Origin of the sequence: Rhizobium sp. M1 (assembly GCF_002531805.1) — a bacterium.
Lineage (GTDB): Bacteria > Pseudomonadota > Alphaproteobacteria > Rhizobiales > Rhizobiaceae > Rhizobium > Rhizobium etli_C.
The window spans coordinates 1-17,850 of sequence record NZ_NWSW01000022.1 but is presented as its reverse complement, the minus strand read 5'-3'; the positions used below and the strand labels follow the sequence as shown (position 1 = coordinate 17,850).

Here is a 17,850-nt window from a genome sequence, read left to right as displayed (position 1 = left end):
GAAACAGAAACGCATGCTTCCACTGAAGTCGAAGACCGAAATTCGAAATATAAAACAATAGATTAGAAAGTGCGGTAGCGAGGCTCATGGCGGAACGGGGCGAAAACGGCCGGAAGAACGATCCACAGCAGACGAAGGAGGACATTCTCCTCGTTGCGACCGAAGAATTCTCGACCCATGGGCTCGCCGGCGCCCGCGTTGACTCGATTGCCGAGAAGACGCGCACCTCGAAACGGATGATCTATTATTATTTCGGCAGCAAGGAGGGGCTCTACCTTGCCGTCCTGGAACAGTCCTACCGCAAGATCCGCTCGCTGGAATCCGATCTGCATCTGTCCGATCTCGAACCGGAAGAGGCGCTGCGGACGCTGATCTCGACGACCTTCGACCACGACGAGGCCAATCCCGATTTCGTCCGCCTGGTCAGCATCGAGAACATCCATCACGCCGCGCATATGCTTCGTTCGGAGGCGATCCGCGATCTCAACGTTTCGGTCATTGAAACCATCGCCGGCATATTGGAGCGCGGCTTCGACCAGGGCATCTTCCGGCGCAAGGCCGACCCGATCGACATCCATATGATGATCAGCGCCTTCTGCTTCTTCCGCGTTTCCAACCGTTATACGTTCGGCACGATCTTCAGGCGCAATCTCTCGGACGGCGATACCATCGAACGCCATCGCGGCATGATTGCCGACGCCGTCGTCAGCTATTTGAAAAGCTGAGGGCAGGAGGCTCCAGCTCAACTGCGCGGCGATGGCACGGGCAGGGTGATTTCGAACTCGGCGCCGGTGCCGACCGTCGGCCGAAGTTGGATCGTGCCACCATGGGAACTCAGCATGGCGCGGATAATACCGAGGCCCATCCCGGTGCCGCCCTGTTCGCGGCGGGTCGAGAAGAACGGTTGAAAGATGCGTTCGCGATTAGCCTCGGAAATCCCGCTGCCGTCGTCACGAACGAGAAAGACGGCTTTGCGGTCGTCGCCCGAGATGACGAATTCCAACAGCGTGGCGCCGTGCTGTAAGGCGTTTTCGGCGAGGTTGGCAAAGACAATGACGGCTGCTTCGTGCGGGAGCGCGATCGATGTTTCCGCATCTCCGGCAGCCGAAACTTCAAGGGCGGGAAAACGTCCGCGCAGTGACGTTATGATGCTGGCGACACTGCTTCCGCCCTCGCTCACAGGCGTTTCCGCCTGCGCCAGATCCCGCAGCCGCTGCAATAATGCGTCGAGCCGGACAGCGTCCGCGACGATATTGTCGAGAAAATGCAAGCGCTGTGCTGTGGTCATCGATCTCTCGGCATCGTCATCGCGCAGAAGTTCCGCCGCCCCCCGGATGGCCGTCAGCGGCGATTTCAGCTCGTGGGAGACATGGGCGGCAAAGGAGCGGACATAGTCCGTGCGGTCGACCAGTTTTCCGGCAAGATCGAGGAAGCTTTGCGACAGCACCGCGATCTCCCGCGTTCCATAGCTGTCGAGCGGACGGATTGCCGCCTTGCCGCCACGGGCGATCTCTTCCGTGCGGGCGATCAGCGCGTCGATCGGCCCGGTGATGGTGCGCGTCAGCACATAGGCAATGCCGAGTGTCAGCATCGCGACAATGGCAAGCGCCCCGATTTCCGCCGGCGCCATCCGGCTCGAACTTGCCTCGACGGCACGAAACCAGACGACGATCAGGATCGGCAGAGCCATGACGGCGAGCAGCACGGCATAGACGATCAGCGCCAGCCTCGGCCGCCATTTCACCCTGACTTTCAGCGCCGGCATCAGGCCTTCCTCCCGAGTTCACCGCTAAGCTTGAAGCCGATGCCGTGAACGGTCGCGATGATTCCGGAGCCGCCGACGGCGGTGAATTTGGCTCTGATGTTGCGGATATGGCTGTCGATCGTCCGGTCGGCGACGTAGGTGCCAGCGCCATAGGCCGCTTCCATCAATTGTTCGCGGCTGAAGACCATACCGGGACGCGACAGCAATGCCTCCAGGATTGCGAATTCCAGCGCCGTCATCGCGAGGGCGCTGTCACCGAACATGACCGTCCGGCCGTGGCGATCCAGGCTGATCTCGCCGGCGATAAGGGCGGCATGGCGTCTGTCGGGCGCCGCCCCGTTGCCGCTTCGCTTCAATATCGCCTTGACCCGCGCGATGAGTTCGCGCGGGCTGAAAGGCTTGGTGACATAGTCGTCGCCACCGATTTCGAGCCCCAAGATCCTGTCGATCTCCTCGTCGCGGGCGGACAGAAACAGGATCGGCAGTGCCGATGTCTGGCGGATCTGCCGGCAGACCTCCAGACCATCCATATCGGGCATGCCGATATCGAGAATGATCAGATCGATGTTGCCGCGGCGGAAGGCCGCCATCGCCTCGGCGCCGCCGCGAACGGCGGTCGAAGTCAGACCGCCGCGCTCAAGTGCAAAGCAGATCACATCGCGGATGTGAGGTTCGTCATCGACGACGAGAATGCGGGGCGCCATCACCGGTCCTGTGTTGGTTTGTCGTGCCTGTTGTCATCGTTCTCGTTCTATCTTGCAATGGCTGCGGGAGAGAGAAGATAGCTCTCCAGCCGCGCGGATCGGAAGGTCCAGCTTCGCCAGTCGCGCCGGCGCATCTCAAAATTCCGGGAGAGATAGTAGCGAACCGTCACGGCCTCGCTCTTCTTGTCGATCAGGTGATCCGGCAGCATCTGGATATAGCGATCGAGCGCCGGAATGACGGAAGGGCCGAGCGAGGAGAGATAGTCGAGATCGAGCGGCGGGCCTTCCTGGCTGATCTCCTGGCTGTGAGCGACATTGAAGCGGGCGATGAAAGCCGGAAAATCGATGAGGGAGCTGATGTAGAGAACCGTAAGGAGGGAGGCGAGGTTCGCGGTGATCAGCCATGCGTTGGATCGGTTGAACAGAATGCGCAGCAGGATCAAGACAAGGCCGACGGCGACGATGCCCATCCAGAGACCGGCGGCGACACGCAGCTCCGTCAGCGAATAAACCTCGACGTAAAGCCCGAGTCGCAGCATCGAGGACAGGCAGAGCAGGACATTCTGGCCGATCCAGGCATGGACGAGGCCGCGGATCAGCACGCTATGATCGCCGGGGCCACCGCGGCGCATGGCGACGAGGACGAAGCCGGCGGCGAGAAGCGCCGTGGCAATCAACGGGTAGGCGCCGCGATGGGCATATTCGGCGTGGCTCATGTGCTCGGGCAGATCGGCGCCGCCCCAGAGATAGACGAGATCGAGAAGCGTCTGCACGGCAAAAATTGCGTTGAACAAGACGAGGGATCGCAACAGCGAAGCATGGCCAAACGGCGCATTCCTGGTGGGCACGATCATGAACGATCTGCCGCCTTGCGATCTTGCAGCGCGACGCTTCAGGCGCGGCCGCAGCATCGCCCACACGACAATAGCGATCATCATCCAGAAGCCGATCCGCCAAACATCGAGAAACTGCAGCAAAACGGCAAAATCGATGCTGCGCAGCGCGATTTCGATCAGCGGATTGGCCGCGGCAAAGAGAGATACGAAGATCGCTGCGAGAATGACCGGCATGATCCAGAGGCCAGCGCCCTGTCGGACCACAGCAAAAGAAAACCCTTTGGCCGGCGTCGCAAGATATTTCCGGATACTCTCGGCAAGCCGCAAGGGAATGACGAGAGCGAAGCGGAAAAACACCAGGGGCAGGCCGGTAAGGCGGCGGGGCATCAGTCTGGCGCTGACGAGAGCAACCGACGTCAGTGCGCCGAAGCAGAGGACGAGGCCGGTGAGCGAGGGCGCTTCCACAAGCGGCGCCGACGCCAGGACCAAAAAGCCGAGCAGGAAAGCCGCCATCGAAAACTGCGGCCTCTTCCTGGCCGAATACAGAATGCCGGCGCAGACGGCGAGCGCAAAAAGGAAGAGGTTTATCCCGAGCGCCTGGCCAAAGATCAGAAAATCCGCAAGCGCCACCAGCGCAAGCAGCGCCACGGGACGGCCACCGCCCCGTTTGATCGGCATCGGCTCTGTCAAAATATCGGCTGTATCCATGGCTGCTCCTCTTGCAAAGGCCGCGTTGCGATCACGATGAGCCTGGTGTCCGATCTCGTCGCGGCAGGGGTGTCTTGAGACCCGTCCGTCAGCCACCATCCGTCATTGCAGAGGCGATCCGGTAAAGTGGAGGGTGCGGGACGGGGCGGGCTGGCTTTCTTGCTCATGGCAGGAAGATGGCGCGCCGGATTGCAGATTTTGTGCAGAAAGCGAGGAGCAATTCAGGAAATTGCCCCAAAGCGCCGCGCGTCCGTTCAGACGCGCAGAGGACGCTGCACCATTAGGCAGTCGCCCGCGAACGCAAGGTCAGGGCCTAACCTTGGGCGTATGTCGGCGCCGTTCGTCTTCCGCAAGCAAGGGCGAAGGAATTAAGAAGGACACTATCGGAATCGCTGTGCACGTCTGGCATTGTGCAGCAGCTCGCAGGCTGTCGCGAAGGGCCCGAAAAGTTTGAGCAGCATCGCTTGTTCCTCGGCATCGATATGGTGACGAGCGCAGAATTCCGTGACGGACCAGACTTTCGTCAGATCGTCCGTTTCGATTTGCCTGGGTTCGATGTGTTCGGTCAACGGCGTGTCCTCCGAACAACGAAACTACCCCCCTGAGGATTTTATAAGAACTAGCTAAAAAGGATTACGGGCAACTATATCCAGGAAGCATGTATCAGGAACGCGGATGCGAAAACGCCCGCCGATTTTGCGGCGGGCGTCGCGTTTCGCTAACCTGTTATGGGCGATCAAACCGTATGAACGTCCGTACCGGTGATGTTGAGCGTCACCAGGGCAGTGTCCGTGTGACCTTCGCCGTCCGAAATCTTGTAGTACCGCAGAACCTCCGTGTAGGTCTGATCGGCATTCAGATCAGTGTTCAGCTCGTAGGTGAACTCGCCGTTCGACTTGACGTGGAACGTGCCATACGTGCCGGCAACGTCGGTTACGGCGTCGGCAGGGGAGTCTACCTGTGTATTCAGGAACTGACGCAGGAACATCTTGCCGTTGTCGCCGGCGATGTCGTTGTCCAGAACGTTACCGGTGATGGGGCTGCCTTCGGTGAAGCTGTAGGTATCGTCGACCGCGACCGGCTTAACCTGGATAACGCCCTGGATATTCAGGGAGAATACACCGACATCGGTGTGACCGTTGCCGTCGGAGATCTTGTAGGAGACGCGTTCTGTCAGCGTTTCACTATTGGTAAAGCCGATCTTGGCAGCATCGCTCAGGACATAAGTATAGCTGCCGTCCGGCTTGACGAAGAACGTGCCGTAGTCGCCCTGGATCTCGGTGACCTGGCTGTTGCCGCCCTTGGCGCCGACCGCCTGCTGGTCGAAGGCGCGCAGGAACAGGCGGCCGTTGTCGGAGGAATCGTTGGACAGAAGATTTCCGGAAATTACGTCGGTTTCTGCAAAAGTTACACTATCGTCAGTTGCGTGAATCAGGGAAGCCATTAGTTTCTCCTAAAATTGTTTTATCGGTGGGTCATTTTGACCTTAGCGAGCGGCTTCTTTAACAACTTATTAATACTACAAGTCAATGGGGTATTTAACGCAAGGTTAACATTCACCCATAACGTGCATTGACGTTTATGAAGCGACCAATACGTTATCTGATTCAATCAAATTTGAAGCAAATTCGACCAATTTACACCCGGTAAACTTGAAGGAACCTGCCCGGTGACTATGTTGCGGCCGTGCTCTTCTGACGCTGCTTCTATCCCGGCTGCACACCGTTGCAATCATTGACACCGGCACCTACCTTAGAGCCGCAGCCGATCTCACCGGACACTCGAGCAGTGCCGACACGGGAATGAAAGCAAAAGGATCGGCCGCATGCGCCATCCGGGCGGCCCATGGGCAATCCCAGCAGCAAGATTTCCGGCTACGGCCGTCAGAGGATTTCTTTTTGAACCCACGAAATATGGCGACTGTGGCTGCGGTCGTTGATCGGCCGGCGCAAGGGTCGCGATGCTGTCCCAGACTGCTGGAGCGTGAAGGGCGTTTGCCTCTTTAGCCGCCGTGAATGCAGGCCTGATTGCCTGATAACGCGGTCGGCCCACCATCCAAACAAGGAGAATGCGAATGCAGGTACTCGTCAGAGACAACAACGTCGATCAAGCCCTGAGGGCGTTGAAAAAGAAAATGCAGCGCGAAGGACTGTTCCGCGAAATGAAGGAGCGGCGCGCCTATGAGAAGCCGTCCGAACGCCGCGTCAGAGAAAAAGCCCAGGCGATCAGCCGGCAGCGCAAGGCCGCACGCAAGAAGATGCAGCGCGAAGGACTGCTGGCCGGGCGGAAGCAGGCTGCATCGCGTTGATAGCTTTCCCGAAAGGATAGACAATGGACGAATTGAATAGCCTTGCCATTTCAGAAGAACGCCTCGAGGATTGCCGTGATGTGGTCGAGCCGGATCTGCAGGATCTGATCCAGCGTGCGCTGACATCGGGCTTTTCACGGGAAGAAATCCTCATATCCGTCAGCGAACTGGTCGCAGAAGACTTCGCAATGGTCATGGAAACTCCAAGCGTGCATTGAGGAGCGAATGGTGACGGTGACGGCGCAGAAGGATCTCTTTGGTGTGGCCGACGACCGCCTTCCGAAGGGGTTTCGATATTCCCCGGATATCGGAACCCCGGATTTGCAGCGCTCCGTTCTCGAAGCGATACCGGCACTGCAACTTCGTTCAAGCCGGGTTAGCTGACGCCTTGACGAAATCGATGAAGGCGCGGAGCGGTGCCGGCACCAGGCGCCGTCCGGGATAATAGAGAAACGGCCCGGAAAAGCGCTGCCACCAGGGTTCGAGAATGGGCTCGAGAACGCCACTGTCAAAATACGGGCGCAGCCAGTCTTCGAAAATGCTGATCACGCCCGTGCCCGCTATGGCGGCGTCGACAGACAGATCGGTCGCCCCGCCGACCTTGACGATCAATGGTCCTGACGGTTCGACCCGTACCACTTCGCCGTCCCGCTCATATTCCCAGGGCGTCGTCAGCGCACCGCTGTCAAACCGGCCCAGCAGACAGGCATGGTCGAGGAGTTCGCTCGGATGTTGCGGCCGGCCATGGCGGTCGAGATAGTCGGGGGACGCGGCAGTGGCAAAGCGCTGCTGGCGCGGCCCGATCGCTATTGCGATCATATCCTGCTCCAGCCGCTCGTCGTAACGGATGCCGGCATCGCATCCGGCAGCCAGCACGTCGACGAAGCTCTCCTCGGCGACGATCTCGAGGCGAATATCGGGATAGGCGGCGAGGAATGGCGGGACGATGGCTGGCAGCACCAGGCGCGCCGCGCTGACCGGCACGTTGAGCCGCAGAGAACCGGCCGGCCTGTCGCGAAATCGGTTGACCACGTCGAGCGCGGCCTCCACCTCCGTCAAAGCAGGGCCAAGCCGTTCCAGCAGGCCTTTGCCCGCTTCGGTTGGAACGACGCTGCGCGTCGTGCGGTTGAGCAGTCTGACGCCGAGCTCAGCCTCGAGGCGCCGCACCGCTTCGCTCAAGAAAGAGGCGCTGCTGCCGCTGGCCCGCGCCGCCTGGCGAAAACCGCCGGCCCGCGCCACGGCGACAAAGGCATTGAGATCGCTCAAATCTGCTTTCACTGTTCGCCACTCCGCACGACCCGTACGGATTGTACCCGATTATCACACGCTCCGCCAAGGCGTAGTCTTGGCATCACCTCTTGAAAGGAGTGAGATCATGTCCATTATCGATCGGGCCGGCAGCTTCAATCTCGGCGACAGCAACGTGAAGCGACTTGGTTATGGCGCCATGCAGCTCGCAGGGCCTGGCGTGTTCGGCCCGCCCAGGGATCATGGCGCCGCGCTTGCGGTGCTGCGCGAGGCGGTCGCAAGCGGTGTCAATCACATCGACACCAGCGATTTCTACGGTCCGCACGTCACCAACCAGATCATCCGCGAAGCCCTCCACCCCTATCGCGATGATCTCGTCATCGTCACCAAGGTCGGCGCCAGGCGCGGCCCGGACGGGTCCTGGATTCCGGCTTTCTCGCGCCATGAGCTGACCCAGGCAGTGCACGACAATCTGCGTAACCTCGGCCTTGACGTGCTCGATGTGGTCAACCTCAGGATCATGTTCGACGTGCATGGCCCGGCCGAAGGGTCGATAGAAGCACCTCTGACGGTGCTTGCCGATCTCCAGCGGCAGGGTCTCGTCCGCCACGTCGGCTTGAGCAACGCCACCTCGCGCCAAGTCGCCGAAGGCCGCGGGATCACCGACATCGTCTGCGTGCAAAACCAGTACAATCTGGCACATCGGGCCGACGATCCGGTCATCGAGGCGCTCGCCCGTGAGGGCACCGCCTATGTGCCGTTCTTCCCGCTCGGCGGGTTTACGCCGCTGCAGTCGTCCACCCTCTACAAGGTCGCCGAGCGCCTCAGCACTACCCCGATGCAGGTGGCGCTCGCCTGGCTGCTGCATCGCGCGCCCAATATCCTGTTGATCCCCGGCACGTCGTCGCTCGGCCATCTCAGGGAAAACCTCGCCGCTGCCAGCCTCGTGCTGCCTGATGAGGCCATCGAAGAATTGAACCGGATGGCCGATATCGCTGCCTGACGGCATGCGATGGCCGTAGACGGTCTGCCGCTACGCCACGCCTCGCGTGGCGCAGCCGGCGGACTGCGGATTATCGATGTTTCGGCAGCTGACCTGTCGCGCCGTGCCTACAACAGCGCTCAATAGCGCTCCGGCACGTACATTTCAGCCGGAACCGGCGCCCTGTTGTAATCGGCATGGCGGATGCGATCCGGCAGCTGGATCTCCGGCTTCGGCACATCCTCATAGGGAATCTGCTCGAGAAGATGGGCGATGCAGTTCAGCCGCGCCCGTTTCTTGTCGACGGCCTGCACCACCCACCAAGGCGTCTCCTTGGTGTGCGTGCGCGCGAGCATTTCTTCCTTGGCCTTGGTATATTCCTCCCAATGGACACGGCTTTCCATGTCCATCGGTGAAAGCTTCCACTGCTTCAGCGGATCGTGGATACGCATCTTGAAGCGGAACTCCTGCTCCTCGTCGGTGATCGAGAACCAGTATTTGATCAGCACGATGCCGGAGCGGACGAGCATGCGCTCGAATTCCGGCACCGAGCGGAAGAATTCCTCGAGCTCGTCGGGGGTGCAGAACCCCATCACGCGCTCGACGCCGGCGCGGTTGTACCAGCTGCGGTCGAAGAGCACGATCTCGCCGGCTGTGGGCAGGTGCGGAACGTAACGCTGGAAATACCATTGATGGCGCTCACGCTCGGTCGGGGCGGGCAGTGCGACGGTGCGGCAGACGCGCGGATTGAGCCTTTGGGTGACGCGCTTGATCGCGCCGCCCTTGCCGGCCGAATCCCGGCCTTCGAAGAGCACGACGACCTTCAGCTTCTTGTGCTGAACCCAATCCTGCAGCCGCACCAGTTCGTGCTGCAGTCGGAAGAGTTCGCGGAAGTAGATCTTTCGCTCGAGCGTCTGCTCGGCCGGTTCCGACATTCCCTCGGCGACCAGATCGTCCAGCCGGTCTTCCTCCATCTGCATTTCCAGCTCCTCATCGAAGCTGTCTGCGATTTCGGCCTTTATGCGGTCGAGTTGGTCCTGCGGTGTTTGAGCCATGGTTTTTTCCTTCCTGTTGTTTTGACAGGAGCATGTCAGTGCGAAGGTTATATGACGACCACTGATCGAGCTGAAACGGCTACCCGCGTCTCTCGTTCCAAGCGCGCCTTAGAGCTGCCCCGCACGATATCGGTCGGCAAGGTTTCGGCAGGCGCGGATCGTCAGGGCCATGACGGTGAGCGTCGTGCCGGCGATGCCGGTGTCGCGTGAGAGGGAGCAAGTTGGCTCTTGGCCCGCGTGCTGCGCGAAGCGCGCAATTGGACGCCAAGCTCGTTCGGTATTGCGCCTGAATGGCTGTGCGTCGAGCATCTTTTTAGCAATCTCCGTGTGTCCGGTTGATGGCCGGCGGGAGCATTAACGCTGCCGCCAGCGAGGATGTCGATCAGAAAGCAACCGGGGCGACCGATCCGTACCAACGGCCAACCTTGGCCCGGCTCTCGTTCATCCATATAGAAGAAGTACGTCCATCACCGGTTTGACAACCGGTTGAGCCGGGTCGTCGGGCGCATTGTGACCGTCCCGCGAAAGATTTTCAACGAGCCACCGTCCCACTATTCCGTGACGTCGTGAAGCGCGGAGAAACCCGTATCGATGAAGGAAGTGGCTCCAAGACGTAGTCGAGCAACCTCCGAGAGCCGGTCTTAATTTCAACAGTCACTGTCATTCCTGCGGATAAAATAACATCATGCCCCTCGGCGTGAATGCTGTTCTTTGAGGGCGTGATGACGACGGGATAGACGAGATTTTGGGTCTGTCCATTGACAGTAATGTTGGTATTTGATTTAGCAAGTTGTGGCGGATCGCGCTTGTCTATCCGATACCAATTTTGCCCTCGCGGTTAAGATCTACAACAAAGTGCTAGTTAGAATAGAATTCCACTTGATTGATTAAAATACTTCGTTAACCTTCCTAATCTGGCGATCTTCTCGTCCGTTTTTGTTCCGATCTTGTTTTCGCATATTTCTTTTCGGGCAGTTCATTATTTTGGCTTTGGGGGGCATTTTATGAACAGGATGCGGCCTGTCGCGACCGACGACCTTTTCTCCTTTGTTAGAGGGGCACCAATTGGCGGCAATTTGCTGGCTAATGACTCAGACGACAATGGCCGTCTATTTTTGCGGGCTTTCGATCATGTGAAAGTCGCCGCCAAGTCCAATGGTCCGCAAGAGACGGTCGTCCAGGGAAAGTATGGGACGTTCACGGTCAAGCCGGATGGCACTTTTAGCTATGTGCTTGACGAGTCCAATCCGCTTGTAGCTGCGCTTCGCCCCGGGGCAACGCTGACTGAGGAATTGTCATACAAAATTTCCGATGGATCGGGTCTGACTGACACCGGCAGGTTTGCCATGCAAATCCACGGCGCGGCTAACGGGCCGGCTGTTATAGGGGGCCAATCTGAGGGATCGATCGCCGAAGATGTGGATGTCGATGGCTTTGGCGAACTTCAAACTTCGGCCACGCTTTCAATCGCTGATCCTGATGTCGGTCAGTCGAGCTTTATGTCCCAGCCAAATGTCGTTGGCGAGTACGGCACATTTTCGCTAGCGGCGAACGGAGCATGGACTTATGCCGCGGCGAATAATCAGCAAGACATCCAAGCTCTAGGCGCAGGTCACTCTGTTACTGATGCTTTTACTGCGGTTTCCTCCGATGGCAGCGCCAGCCAGGTTGTAACCGTCACAATCAACGGGACAAACGACGCCGCCCTGATCGGGGGCATCTCAACAGCATTGATTGCCGAAGGTGATGCGACCGACAGCGCAGGTAATCTTAGGGCTTCCGGTGCACTCTCGATTGCCGATGCCGATGTTGGCCAGTCTGTTTTTGTTGCTCAGACCAGCATCGCTGGCACGTACGGCACATTTACGCTGACGGAGGAAGGGGCGTGGACCTACGCCGCGTCTGCCGACCAATCGGCAATTCGCGATCTAGTAGCCGGACAATCGATCGTCGATAGCTTTGTCGCAGCGTCGTTTGATGGCAGTGCGTCCAAGACTGTCGAAGTCACGATCAATGGTGCAGACGAGGGCGGAGCTGCCTCAGGTCAGGCGCTGCTGGATTGGCATCACATTATGCTTGAGGCGATACGGCTAGATGGCAGTAACCCCGCTTATGCATCGCGGGTTCTGGCGATTGAGAGCGTTGCTGTCTATGATGTTTTGAACGCATTGAACCACACGCAAACCTATCTGGTGAATCTGGCTGCACCTGATGGAGCCTCGGCAGATGCAGCAGTGGCGTCGGCAGCGCACGCCGTACTCAAGTACCTCTTTCCAGTGCAAGGAAGCGACCTCGACGCCAAGCTGGCGCTGAGTTTAGGGTCGATCGCAGACGTTAGCGGACGGGATTTAGGAGCGGACTTCGGGGCCAGCGTGGCGGCCGCGATTATTGCTATCCGCGACCATGACGGCTGGGACGACTTTGTCGTGGATAATGGCGGTTCCGAACCTGGGCAATGGCGCCCCACGGCGCCGGTTTACGCGCCAGGCATGGCGCCCCAATGGGCGGATCTCGCCCCATTTTCGTTGACCGATGGTAGCCAGTTTCGTCCCGAAGCGCCGCCTGAGCTCGATAGCGCGGAATATGCCGCCGCACTCCACGAGGTGCAGACTCTGGGCTCCGCGACTGGGAGTTCTCGAACCGCCGACCAAACGCAGATCGCACGCTTTTGGGCTGATGGTGGTGGGACCTACACGCCCGGCGGACACTGGAACGATATAGCAGCTCAAGTCGTAACTAACTTGGACTTAGGCGCTGTGGAAATGGCTCGTGCGCTGGCCATGCTCAATGTATCACTCGCTGACGCTGGTATCGCCGCCTGGGACTCCAAATACGCCTACGATCTGTGGCGCCCCATTACTGCGATACACGACGCCGAGTTTGACGACAACGCAGCGACGCTGGATGACGACGACTGGCAGCCACTGCTGATTACACCTCCCTTCCCAGAATATGTATCGGGCCATTCCACATATAGCGCAGCCGCGGCAGCAGTCCTCACCAGTCTGTTCGGCGACGACTACGCATTCTCTTCCACGAGCAGTGGCTTGCTTGGGGTGACGCGCAATTTCGATAGCTTCTGGGACGCGGCGTCGGAGGCAGGCCGAAGCCGGATCTATGGCGGTCTTCACTACGAATTTTCAAACCAAGGCGGGCAAACCCTTGGAGCGAAGGTGGGAAATTGGGTCTTGGACCAATTCTCCACAACAGAAGATAGCGCCGGTCCCAAGATTATAATCGACCAGGCCGCAGGGCTCGTAGATGACCACGGTCCAACCATTTCCGGCTACGCTCTCGACAACATGTCGGGCGTCGAACAACTATTGGTTTCGCTGGACGGCGGTGCCGCGACTGCGGTTACTATTGGAGCGGATGGTCGCTTCAGCTTGCCGAGCGGCCTTGCCGCGGATGGCTCCGACGACGGCTCCCACGTCCTAGTTTTCTCTGCAAACGACCATGCCGGCAATGCGGCCAACGCCGTCGCCTTTGATTTCATCTTGGATACCGTCGATCCGATCATCGATCTCAAGAGCCTCCTCGACGGCGATGCCCTGACGCCAGCCAGCCGGCTTTCCGGTACGGTGAACGGAACCGGGTCCGACATCGTCGCGCTCACCTATCAAATCGACAATGGCCCGGCCGTGCCGATCTCGTTCAATCCCGCCACCGGAGCCTTCGACACTGCCCTGGCGCTTAGCCCACTTTCGGCTGGCGATCATCTGATTAGAATGACAGCCACTGATGCGGCCGGGCATTCCTCTGTTCTCGACCGTGGCGTAGGTCTAGGTGCGCTTATCCCATTTACAATACTGGAAGTTAATCCCAAAGACGGGACAGGCGAAGTTGGGGCGACTTTTCGGCCGTACGTCTCTTTCTCGCGAGCCGTTGATGTCTCGACCCTGACGGCCCAAAGCCTCTTCCTGAGCGATGCTACCGGCGCAACAATCCCGACCAAAATTGTTCCCGCGAGCGATGGTCTCAGCGCCTGGCTTTTCGTTGAAGGCACCCTTCCGGGCGGCAGCACGATCAAAGTGCATGTCGATGGCGGCGCCATCCGCGCGGCCGCGGACGGCGCGGCTCTCGATGCGGACATGGATGGGACAGCGGGGGGCGACCTCGAAACCAGCTTCACCACGGTCAGTCTTTCCACGGTGCCGGGTACGAGCGTTACGGGCTTCGTGGTTGGCCCTGGTGTTGATCTCAAACCGATGACTTTTGACGACATGCGGGCAGGACCGGATGGGGTCATTCGCACGGCTGACGACGCGTTTCTTGAGCGGATTGCCAATGCCAGGGTCTGGATTCTTGGCCTTGAGGACCAGGCTGTCTTTACAGACGCCCAGGGCAACTTCACGCTAACGGACGTGCCGACCGGCAATGTGAAACTGGCGATTGATGGGCGCACCGCCACCAACGCGCCGGACGGGGCCTTCTTTCCCGAGATGGTCATGGACCTAAACGTCAGGCCTGGCATCGCCAATACCGTCATGGGCTCGATGGGTACGCTGGACCAGCAACTGGCTAATCTGCACCGCGGCGAGGTCTACCTTCCGCGCATTCCAACCTCGATCTTCCAGACCGTGTCCGACACTGGCACCACTGAGATCGATCTGCCTGCCGTGGGTGCCTCCAACATCACGCCGGAGCAGCGATCCGAGGTCAAGCTGGTCGTTACCGGCGGTAGCCTGGTCGACGCGGACGGCAACATCCTGACGAACGCACAGGTCGGCATTTCGACCGTGCCGCCTGAGCTGGTGCGCGAAATGCTGCCACCGGGCCTGTTGCAGCATACTTTCGACATCACCATCCAAGCCCCAGATGCCGCGGTGTTCACCACGCCGGCGCAACTAACATTGCCCAACATTTTCAATTCGGCGCCCGGTACGAAGCTGAACTTTTTGTCGTTTGATCATACGACAGGGCGGTTGGTGATTGAGGGAACCGCGACTGTTTCGGCCGACGGGTTGTCGGTTACAACGGATCCGGGAACCGGGATAACCAAGCCCGGCTGGCACGGTTTGACCCCTCCAGGAACACCCACGGAGGGACCAGAGGAGCCGCCCCCGCCGTGTGAGCAGGAAAATGTCACCTTCGAAGAGTATGTCAAAATTGCTGAAGCTGCGACTGTAGGACTTAAGAATGTCCTCGTAGAATTGGGCAAAGTTGGTCCGATAGTGAATGCTGCATTAGACGCCGCACTCAACATTAGAACTCTGATAAAAGAAGTTATAGATCTCTTCAATGTTTCTGACGGTGCGGACAAGTATGCCGTTGCAAAAGAAAGGTTTGAAGCAGCCGATGCTGCTAGGGCTGTAGCAAAGCAAGCGGTCGAAGTTGCCATCGAAGGCGTAAAGACGGGAGTGATTAGTAAAGGTAAGGCGGTCGTTGCCGGTACCGAGGGTACGATTAATACAGCGATTGAGACGCTAGAGGCACTTCGAGATCCTGAATGTCCAAATCCTAGCCTGATTGGGGCGCTTGCCGCTCTTAGAGCTACCTCGTTCACCATCTCCAACGTAAAGAATACTATTAATCTTGCTGAAAATTTGGTCGAGAAAATTGCAATCAAGGCGACTTTTGCCGCTATAGATAAGATCTTTGACTCTATAAATTTCATAATAAAGCTTGGAGAATTGAATAATCGAACAAATGAGCAAATTGTAGAATTTTCTCTGGTTTCTAACGATGATGATCGTGCTCTTGAAGATATTTATAGCCCTAAGCAGCTCAATGAGCTTAGGGAGCATTTGAAATCGGCACAGGAATTGTTGCCAACTTTCTTGATTGAGCTTGAAGAGGGTGGTGTCTTTGCGGCAGCGGTAGCCGGCATTGGTGACATAATAGATGTCTCTGTCGATGCGGCGTCGAGCGCATCTATCTTCTTGATCAGCGTTGCTGGTCTACCGGCTAATGCGCCTTACTTAATTGAAGGGTCTGACTTTGCACTCAGAGGTTTTACTGATGGAAGTGGCGGCATAGATGCGTTTCTCCCGTCAGAAGTCGCGCTTACCATTTCGATCTACGATCACGAACTGGGCATTTGGGGCCGTGCGGAATTCATTACGGAGACGTCGGGAGCAATTACAAAACTGCCTCTCCCTGTCTTTGCAGGGCTGGACGGCGAGGTTGACAGCGACGCCGATGGTTTGGCGGACATAGCCGAGCATACGGTTGGTACGTCGGCGTCTCTCGCGGACACTGATGGAGACGGGGTTTCTGACGGCTCGGAGCTCGATGCTGGGACCAACCCCCTTGATGGTCTGCTGGTCACCACAGGTATCCTCTCGTCTGTCGACTTCACCAACCTGTCTGGCGGCGCTGCCAGTGTCGGTCGCGCTCTTGTAATCGAAGGCCCCACCGCCTTCGTCGCGCTTGGTACCGCGGGCCTCGCTATCGTCAATATCGCCAAAGCCTTCTCGCCCACGGTAAGCGCCATCGTCGCCCTGCCCGGAAACGCGCGCGACGTTGCGATCGACACGACGCAGGAGGTCGCGGCTGTTGCGACCGAAACCGGAGGGCTCGTCTTTGTCGACGTTTCCAACCCTGCCGCGCCCGTCGTCATTCGAACAATCCCCGGTAACGCAATAGAAGTCGAGATCGTTGACAGTGTCGCCTTCGCGGCGATCGGCTCAACCCTCCAGGCGATCGACGTTGCATCGGGCGATGTTTTGCAGGTGCTGAACCTGCCTGCGGGAACGACGATCGTGGACGTCGTTCATGAAGGCAACATGCTTTACGTTGCCGACTCGTCCGCAACTCTGCGCATCTATGAGGCGAATGCGGGAATTCTGGTTCTTCGTGGTTCAGCATCGGAGCCAAGCCTGGCTGGACTGGCTGGAACAGACCGACAGCTCTTTGTCGCCGATGGGGTGCTCTATATCCCAACGACCAACGGCTTTAACGGCGGCTTTGCCACGGTGGACGTCAGCGATCCAACGGCGCCGACCTTGATCAGCAACGCCGACGACACCAGCCTTGCGGGTACCGCGATCGCCCTCAACGGTTCCGGCTTGGGTATCCTCGTTGGGAATCCTGGTGGGGCTTTTGGTCAGAATGCGCTCGACATCGTGCGCACCGACGACGCCGCCAACACCGGGGACTTTGTCACTCGCGTTGTCCTTGCCAGTACGCCAAACGCCGTTGTGATCGGCAATGGCCTCGCCTTTGTTGCGACAGCCGATGGCAAGTTGCAGGTCGTCAACTATCTGCCGTTCGACGCCCAAGGCGTGGCGCCGACCGTCGCTCTGAACTCGGTCGTCGCGGACCTTGATCCTGTTACGGACGGGCTCCAGGTTCAGGAGGGCCAGACGATCCCCTTTGGCGTAACGGTAACCGACGACGTGCAAGTCCGTACCCTTGAACTGCTCGTCAACGGCGAGGCGGCGAGGCTGGATTCATCATATCCGTTCGACCTCAGAGCGGCACTGCCGACGATTGCGGCGAACGGCGGAGAAACAGTAACGCTGCAAGTGCGCGCAACCGATACTGGCGGCAATGTCGGCCTGTCGCAGTTGGTGACAATCGAGCTTGTGCCGGACATCGTGGGACCGTCGCTGGTCACCGCCAATATTACTGACGGTGCGTTAGTCGGGCCATCGTTCCGAACCTTCCGAGCGACATTCTCTGAACCCATTCGCGACGATGTGCTCACGAATGGCGCGTTCACGCTGATTGACGCCGAGGGCAATGTCATCGCTCCCATCAGTACACTGCTGCGCGACGGGGGCCGCACGGTGCAGTTCACGGTGGCGGCGCTAGAGGTCGGCGATTACATCATCCGCTCGTCGTGGGACCTCGTCCGGGACCTTGCCGGAAATTCCCTGGGTAACGACATCGAAGACACGCACTTCACGATTGGTACATTCTCGGTGGAGTGGGCATCTGAAAGCGGTGGTGACTGGTTCGCCAACGCAAATTGGAACACCGGATCGGTGCCCGGCGTAGACGACGATGTCTTTATCGGCCTGCCGGCCACCGAGACAGTCGCGCTCGCGTTCGGCACACCTGTCAGCATACTTGGGCTCAATAGTTCGGCTATCGTCGCACTGAACTTCCAGCAGCTTGATATTGAAAACGACGCTACAACTGCCGGTCTGCTGGTGACCAATAGTTCGTCATTCTCGACCAGAAATGCGACCATCGGGTCCCTGGACTTCGGCGGGGGCACGTTCGCAGTGAACAACAGCGCAACCATTGGGTCGTCCTTCGCCTGGAGCGGCGGGACGATCGATGGGGCCGGCACCA

The 17,850-nt window shown here is 58.8% G+C and carries 14 protein-coding genes; 7 read left to right on the top strand and 7 right to left on the bottom strand.

The window, feature by feature from the left end; genetic code table 11:
- Window positions 1-86 precede the first annotated feature (86 nt).
- Window positions 87-725 (top strand): TetR/AcrR family transcriptional regulator, encoded by a 639-nt coding sequence (locus tag CO655_RS21525; RefSeq protein ID WP_064685073.1) that lies wholly within the window; start codon window positions 87-89, stop codon window positions 723-725.
- A 17-nt stretch (window positions 726-742) separates the two neighbouring features.
- Here the strand turns inward: CO655_RS21525 and CO655_RS21520 are convergent, their stop codons facing one another.
- The 5 genes from CO655_RS21520 to CO655_RS21495 form a co-directional block, all read right to left on the bottom strand.
- Window positions 743-1,765 (bottom strand): HAMP domain-containing sensor histidine kinase, encoded by a 1,023-nt coding sequence (locus tag CO655_RS21520; protein WP_097666450.1) that lies wholly within the window; start codon window positions 1,763-1,765, stop codon window positions 743-745.
- Entirely contained in the window at window positions 1,765-2,469 is a 705-nt protein-coding gene (locus CO655_RS21515; protein WP_097666448.1) for a response regulator, read from the bottom strand. Before CO655_RS21515 ends, CO655_RS21520 begins: the two co-directional genes overlap by 1 nt.
- 47 nt (window positions 2,470-2,516) lie before the next feature.
- The gene (locus tag CO655_RS21510) at window positions 2,517-4,013 is read right to left on the bottom strand and encodes a DUF4173 domain-containing protein (RefSeq protein WP_097666446.1); all 1,497 of its coding nucleotides are present in this window, start codon (window positions 4,011-4,013) and stop codon (window positions 2,517-2,519) included.
- Window positions 4,014-4,393: 380 nt separating this feature from the next.
- Window positions 4,394-4,582 (bottom strand): hypothetical protein, encoded by a 189-nt coding sequence (locus CO655_RS21500; protein ID WP_010029109.1) that lies wholly within the window; start codon window positions 4,580-4,582, stop codon window positions 4,394-4,396.
- Window positions 4,583-4,749: 167 nt separating this feature from the next.
- The gene (locus CO655_RS21495; RefSeq protein WP_097666442.1) at window positions 4,750-5,457 is read right to left on the bottom strand and encodes an Ig-like domain-containing protein; all 708 of its coding nucleotides are present in this window, start codon (window positions 5,455-5,457) and stop codon (window positions 4,750-4,752) included.
- 630 nt (window positions 5,458-6,087) lie between these two features.
- Here CO655_RS21495 and rpsU point away from each other — a divergent pair.
- Genes rpsU through CO655_RS21480 form a run of 3 tightly spaced genes read left to right on the top strand, consistent with a single transcriptional unit; the run spans window position 6,088 to window position 6,705 of the window.
- Complete coding sequence (gene rpsU / locus CO655_RS21490) at window positions 6,088-6,321, top strand: 30S ribosomal protein S21 (RefSeq protein WP_097666440.1); 234 nt, start codon at window positions 6,088-6,090, stop codon at window positions 6,319-6,321.
- 23 nt (window positions 6,322-6,344) lie between these two features.
- The gene (locus tag CO655_RS21485; RefSeq protein WP_097666438.1) at window positions 6,345-6,539 is read left to right on the top strand and encodes a hypothetical protein; all 195 of its coding nucleotides are present in this window, start codon (window positions 6,345-6,347) and stop codon (window positions 6,537-6,539) included.
- A gap of 7 nt (window positions 6,540-6,546) precedes the next feature.
- Window positions 6,547-6,705, top strand: coding sequence for a hypothetical protein (locus CO655_RS21480; RefSeq protein ID WP_245423869.1), 159 nt, complete (start codon window positions 6,547-6,549; stop codon window positions 6,703-6,705).
- Here CO655_RS21480 and CO655_RS21475 read toward each other — a convergent pair.
- Window positions 6,688-7,599, bottom strand: a complete 912-nt coding sequence (locus CO655_RS21475; protein ID WP_097666436.1) for a LysR family transcriptional regulator — start codon at window positions 7,597-7,599, stop codon at window positions 6,688-6,690. The genes CO655_RS21480 and CO655_RS21475 overlap by 18 nt on opposite strands.
- Before the next feature lie 97 nt (window positions 7,600-7,696).
- Here CO655_RS21475 and CO655_RS21470 point away from each other — a divergent pair, with 97 nt between their 5' ends.
- Window positions 7,697-8,572 carry an aldo/keto reductase family oxidoreductase gene (locus CO655_RS21470; RefSeq protein ID WP_097666434.1) on the top strand — a complete coding sequence of 292 codons (876 nt, stop codon included), beginning with the start codon at window positions 7,697-7,699 and terminating at the stop codon, window positions 8,570-8,572.
- Between the two features lie 119 nt (window positions 8,573-8,691).
- On the opposite strand, the gene ppk2 is transcribed toward CO655_RS21470, so the two are convergent.
- Entirely contained in the window at window positions 8,692-9,606 is a 915-nt protein-coding gene (gene ppk2, locus CO655_RS21465; protein ID WP_010034250.1) for a polyphosphate kinase 2, read from the bottom strand.
- A gap of 51 nt (window positions 9,607-9,657) precedes the next feature.
- Between ppk2 and CO655_RS33910 the strand changes: the two genes are divergently transcribed.
- Both CO655_RS33910 and CO655_RS21455 read left to right on the top strand, forming a co-directional pair.
- Window positions 9,658-9,816 carry a hypothetical protein gene (locus tag CO655_RS33910; RefSeq protein WP_176539280.1) on the top strand — a complete coding sequence of 53 codons (159 nt, stop codon included), beginning with the start codon at window positions 9,658-9,660 and terminating at the stop codon, window positions 9,814-9,816.
- Window positions 9,817-10,553: 737 nt separating this feature from the next.
- Window positions 10,554-17,850 (top strand): VCBS domain-containing protein (locus CO655_RS21455; protein ID WP_141514344.1); only part of this gene is annotated, 7,297 nt, incomplete at its 3' end.

Coding starts and splice junctions, on each gene's coding strand:
- CO655_RS21525 (WP_064685073.1), top strand. CDS start 87: ATGGCGGAACGGGGCGAAAACGGCCGGAAGAACGATCCACAGCAGACG.
- CO655_RS21520 (WP_097666450.1), bottom strand. CDS start 1,765: ATGCCGGCGCTGAAAGTCAGGGTGAAATGGCGGCCGAGGCTGGCGCTG.
- CO655_RS21515 (WP_097666448.1), bottom strand. CDS start 2,469: ATGGCGCCCCGCATTCTCGTCGTCGATGACGAACCTCACATCCGCGAT.
- CO655_RS21510 (WP_097666446.1), bottom strand. CDS start 4,013: ATGGATACAGCCGATATTTTGACAGAGCCGATGCCGATCAAACGGGGC.
- CO655_RS21495 (WP_097666442.1), bottom strand. CDS start 5,457: ATGGCTTCCCTGATTCACGCAACTGACGATAGTGTAACTTTTGCAGAA.
- rpsU (WP_097666440.1), top strand. CDS start 6,088: ATGCAGGTACTCGTCAGAGACAACAACGTCGATCAAGCCCTGAGGGCG.
- CO655_RS21485 (WP_097666438.1), top strand. CDS start 6,345: ATGGACGAATTGAATAGCCTTGCCATTTCAGAAGAACGCCTCGAGGAT.
- CO655_RS21480 (WP_245423869.1), top strand. CDS start 6,547: ATGGTGACGGTGACGGCGCAGAAGGATCTCTTTGGTGTGGCCGACGAC.
- CO655_RS21470 (WP_097666434.1), top strand. CDS start 7,697: ATGTCCATTATCGATCGGGCCGGCAGCTTCAATCTCGGCGACAGCAAC.
- ppk2 (WP_010034250.1), bottom strand. CDS start 9,606: ATGGCTCAAACACCGCAGGACCAACTCGACCGCATAAAGGCCGAAATC.
- CO655_RS33910 (WP_176539280.1), top strand. CDS start 9,658: ATGACGACCACTGATCGAGCTGAAACGGCTACCCGCGTCTCTCGTTCC.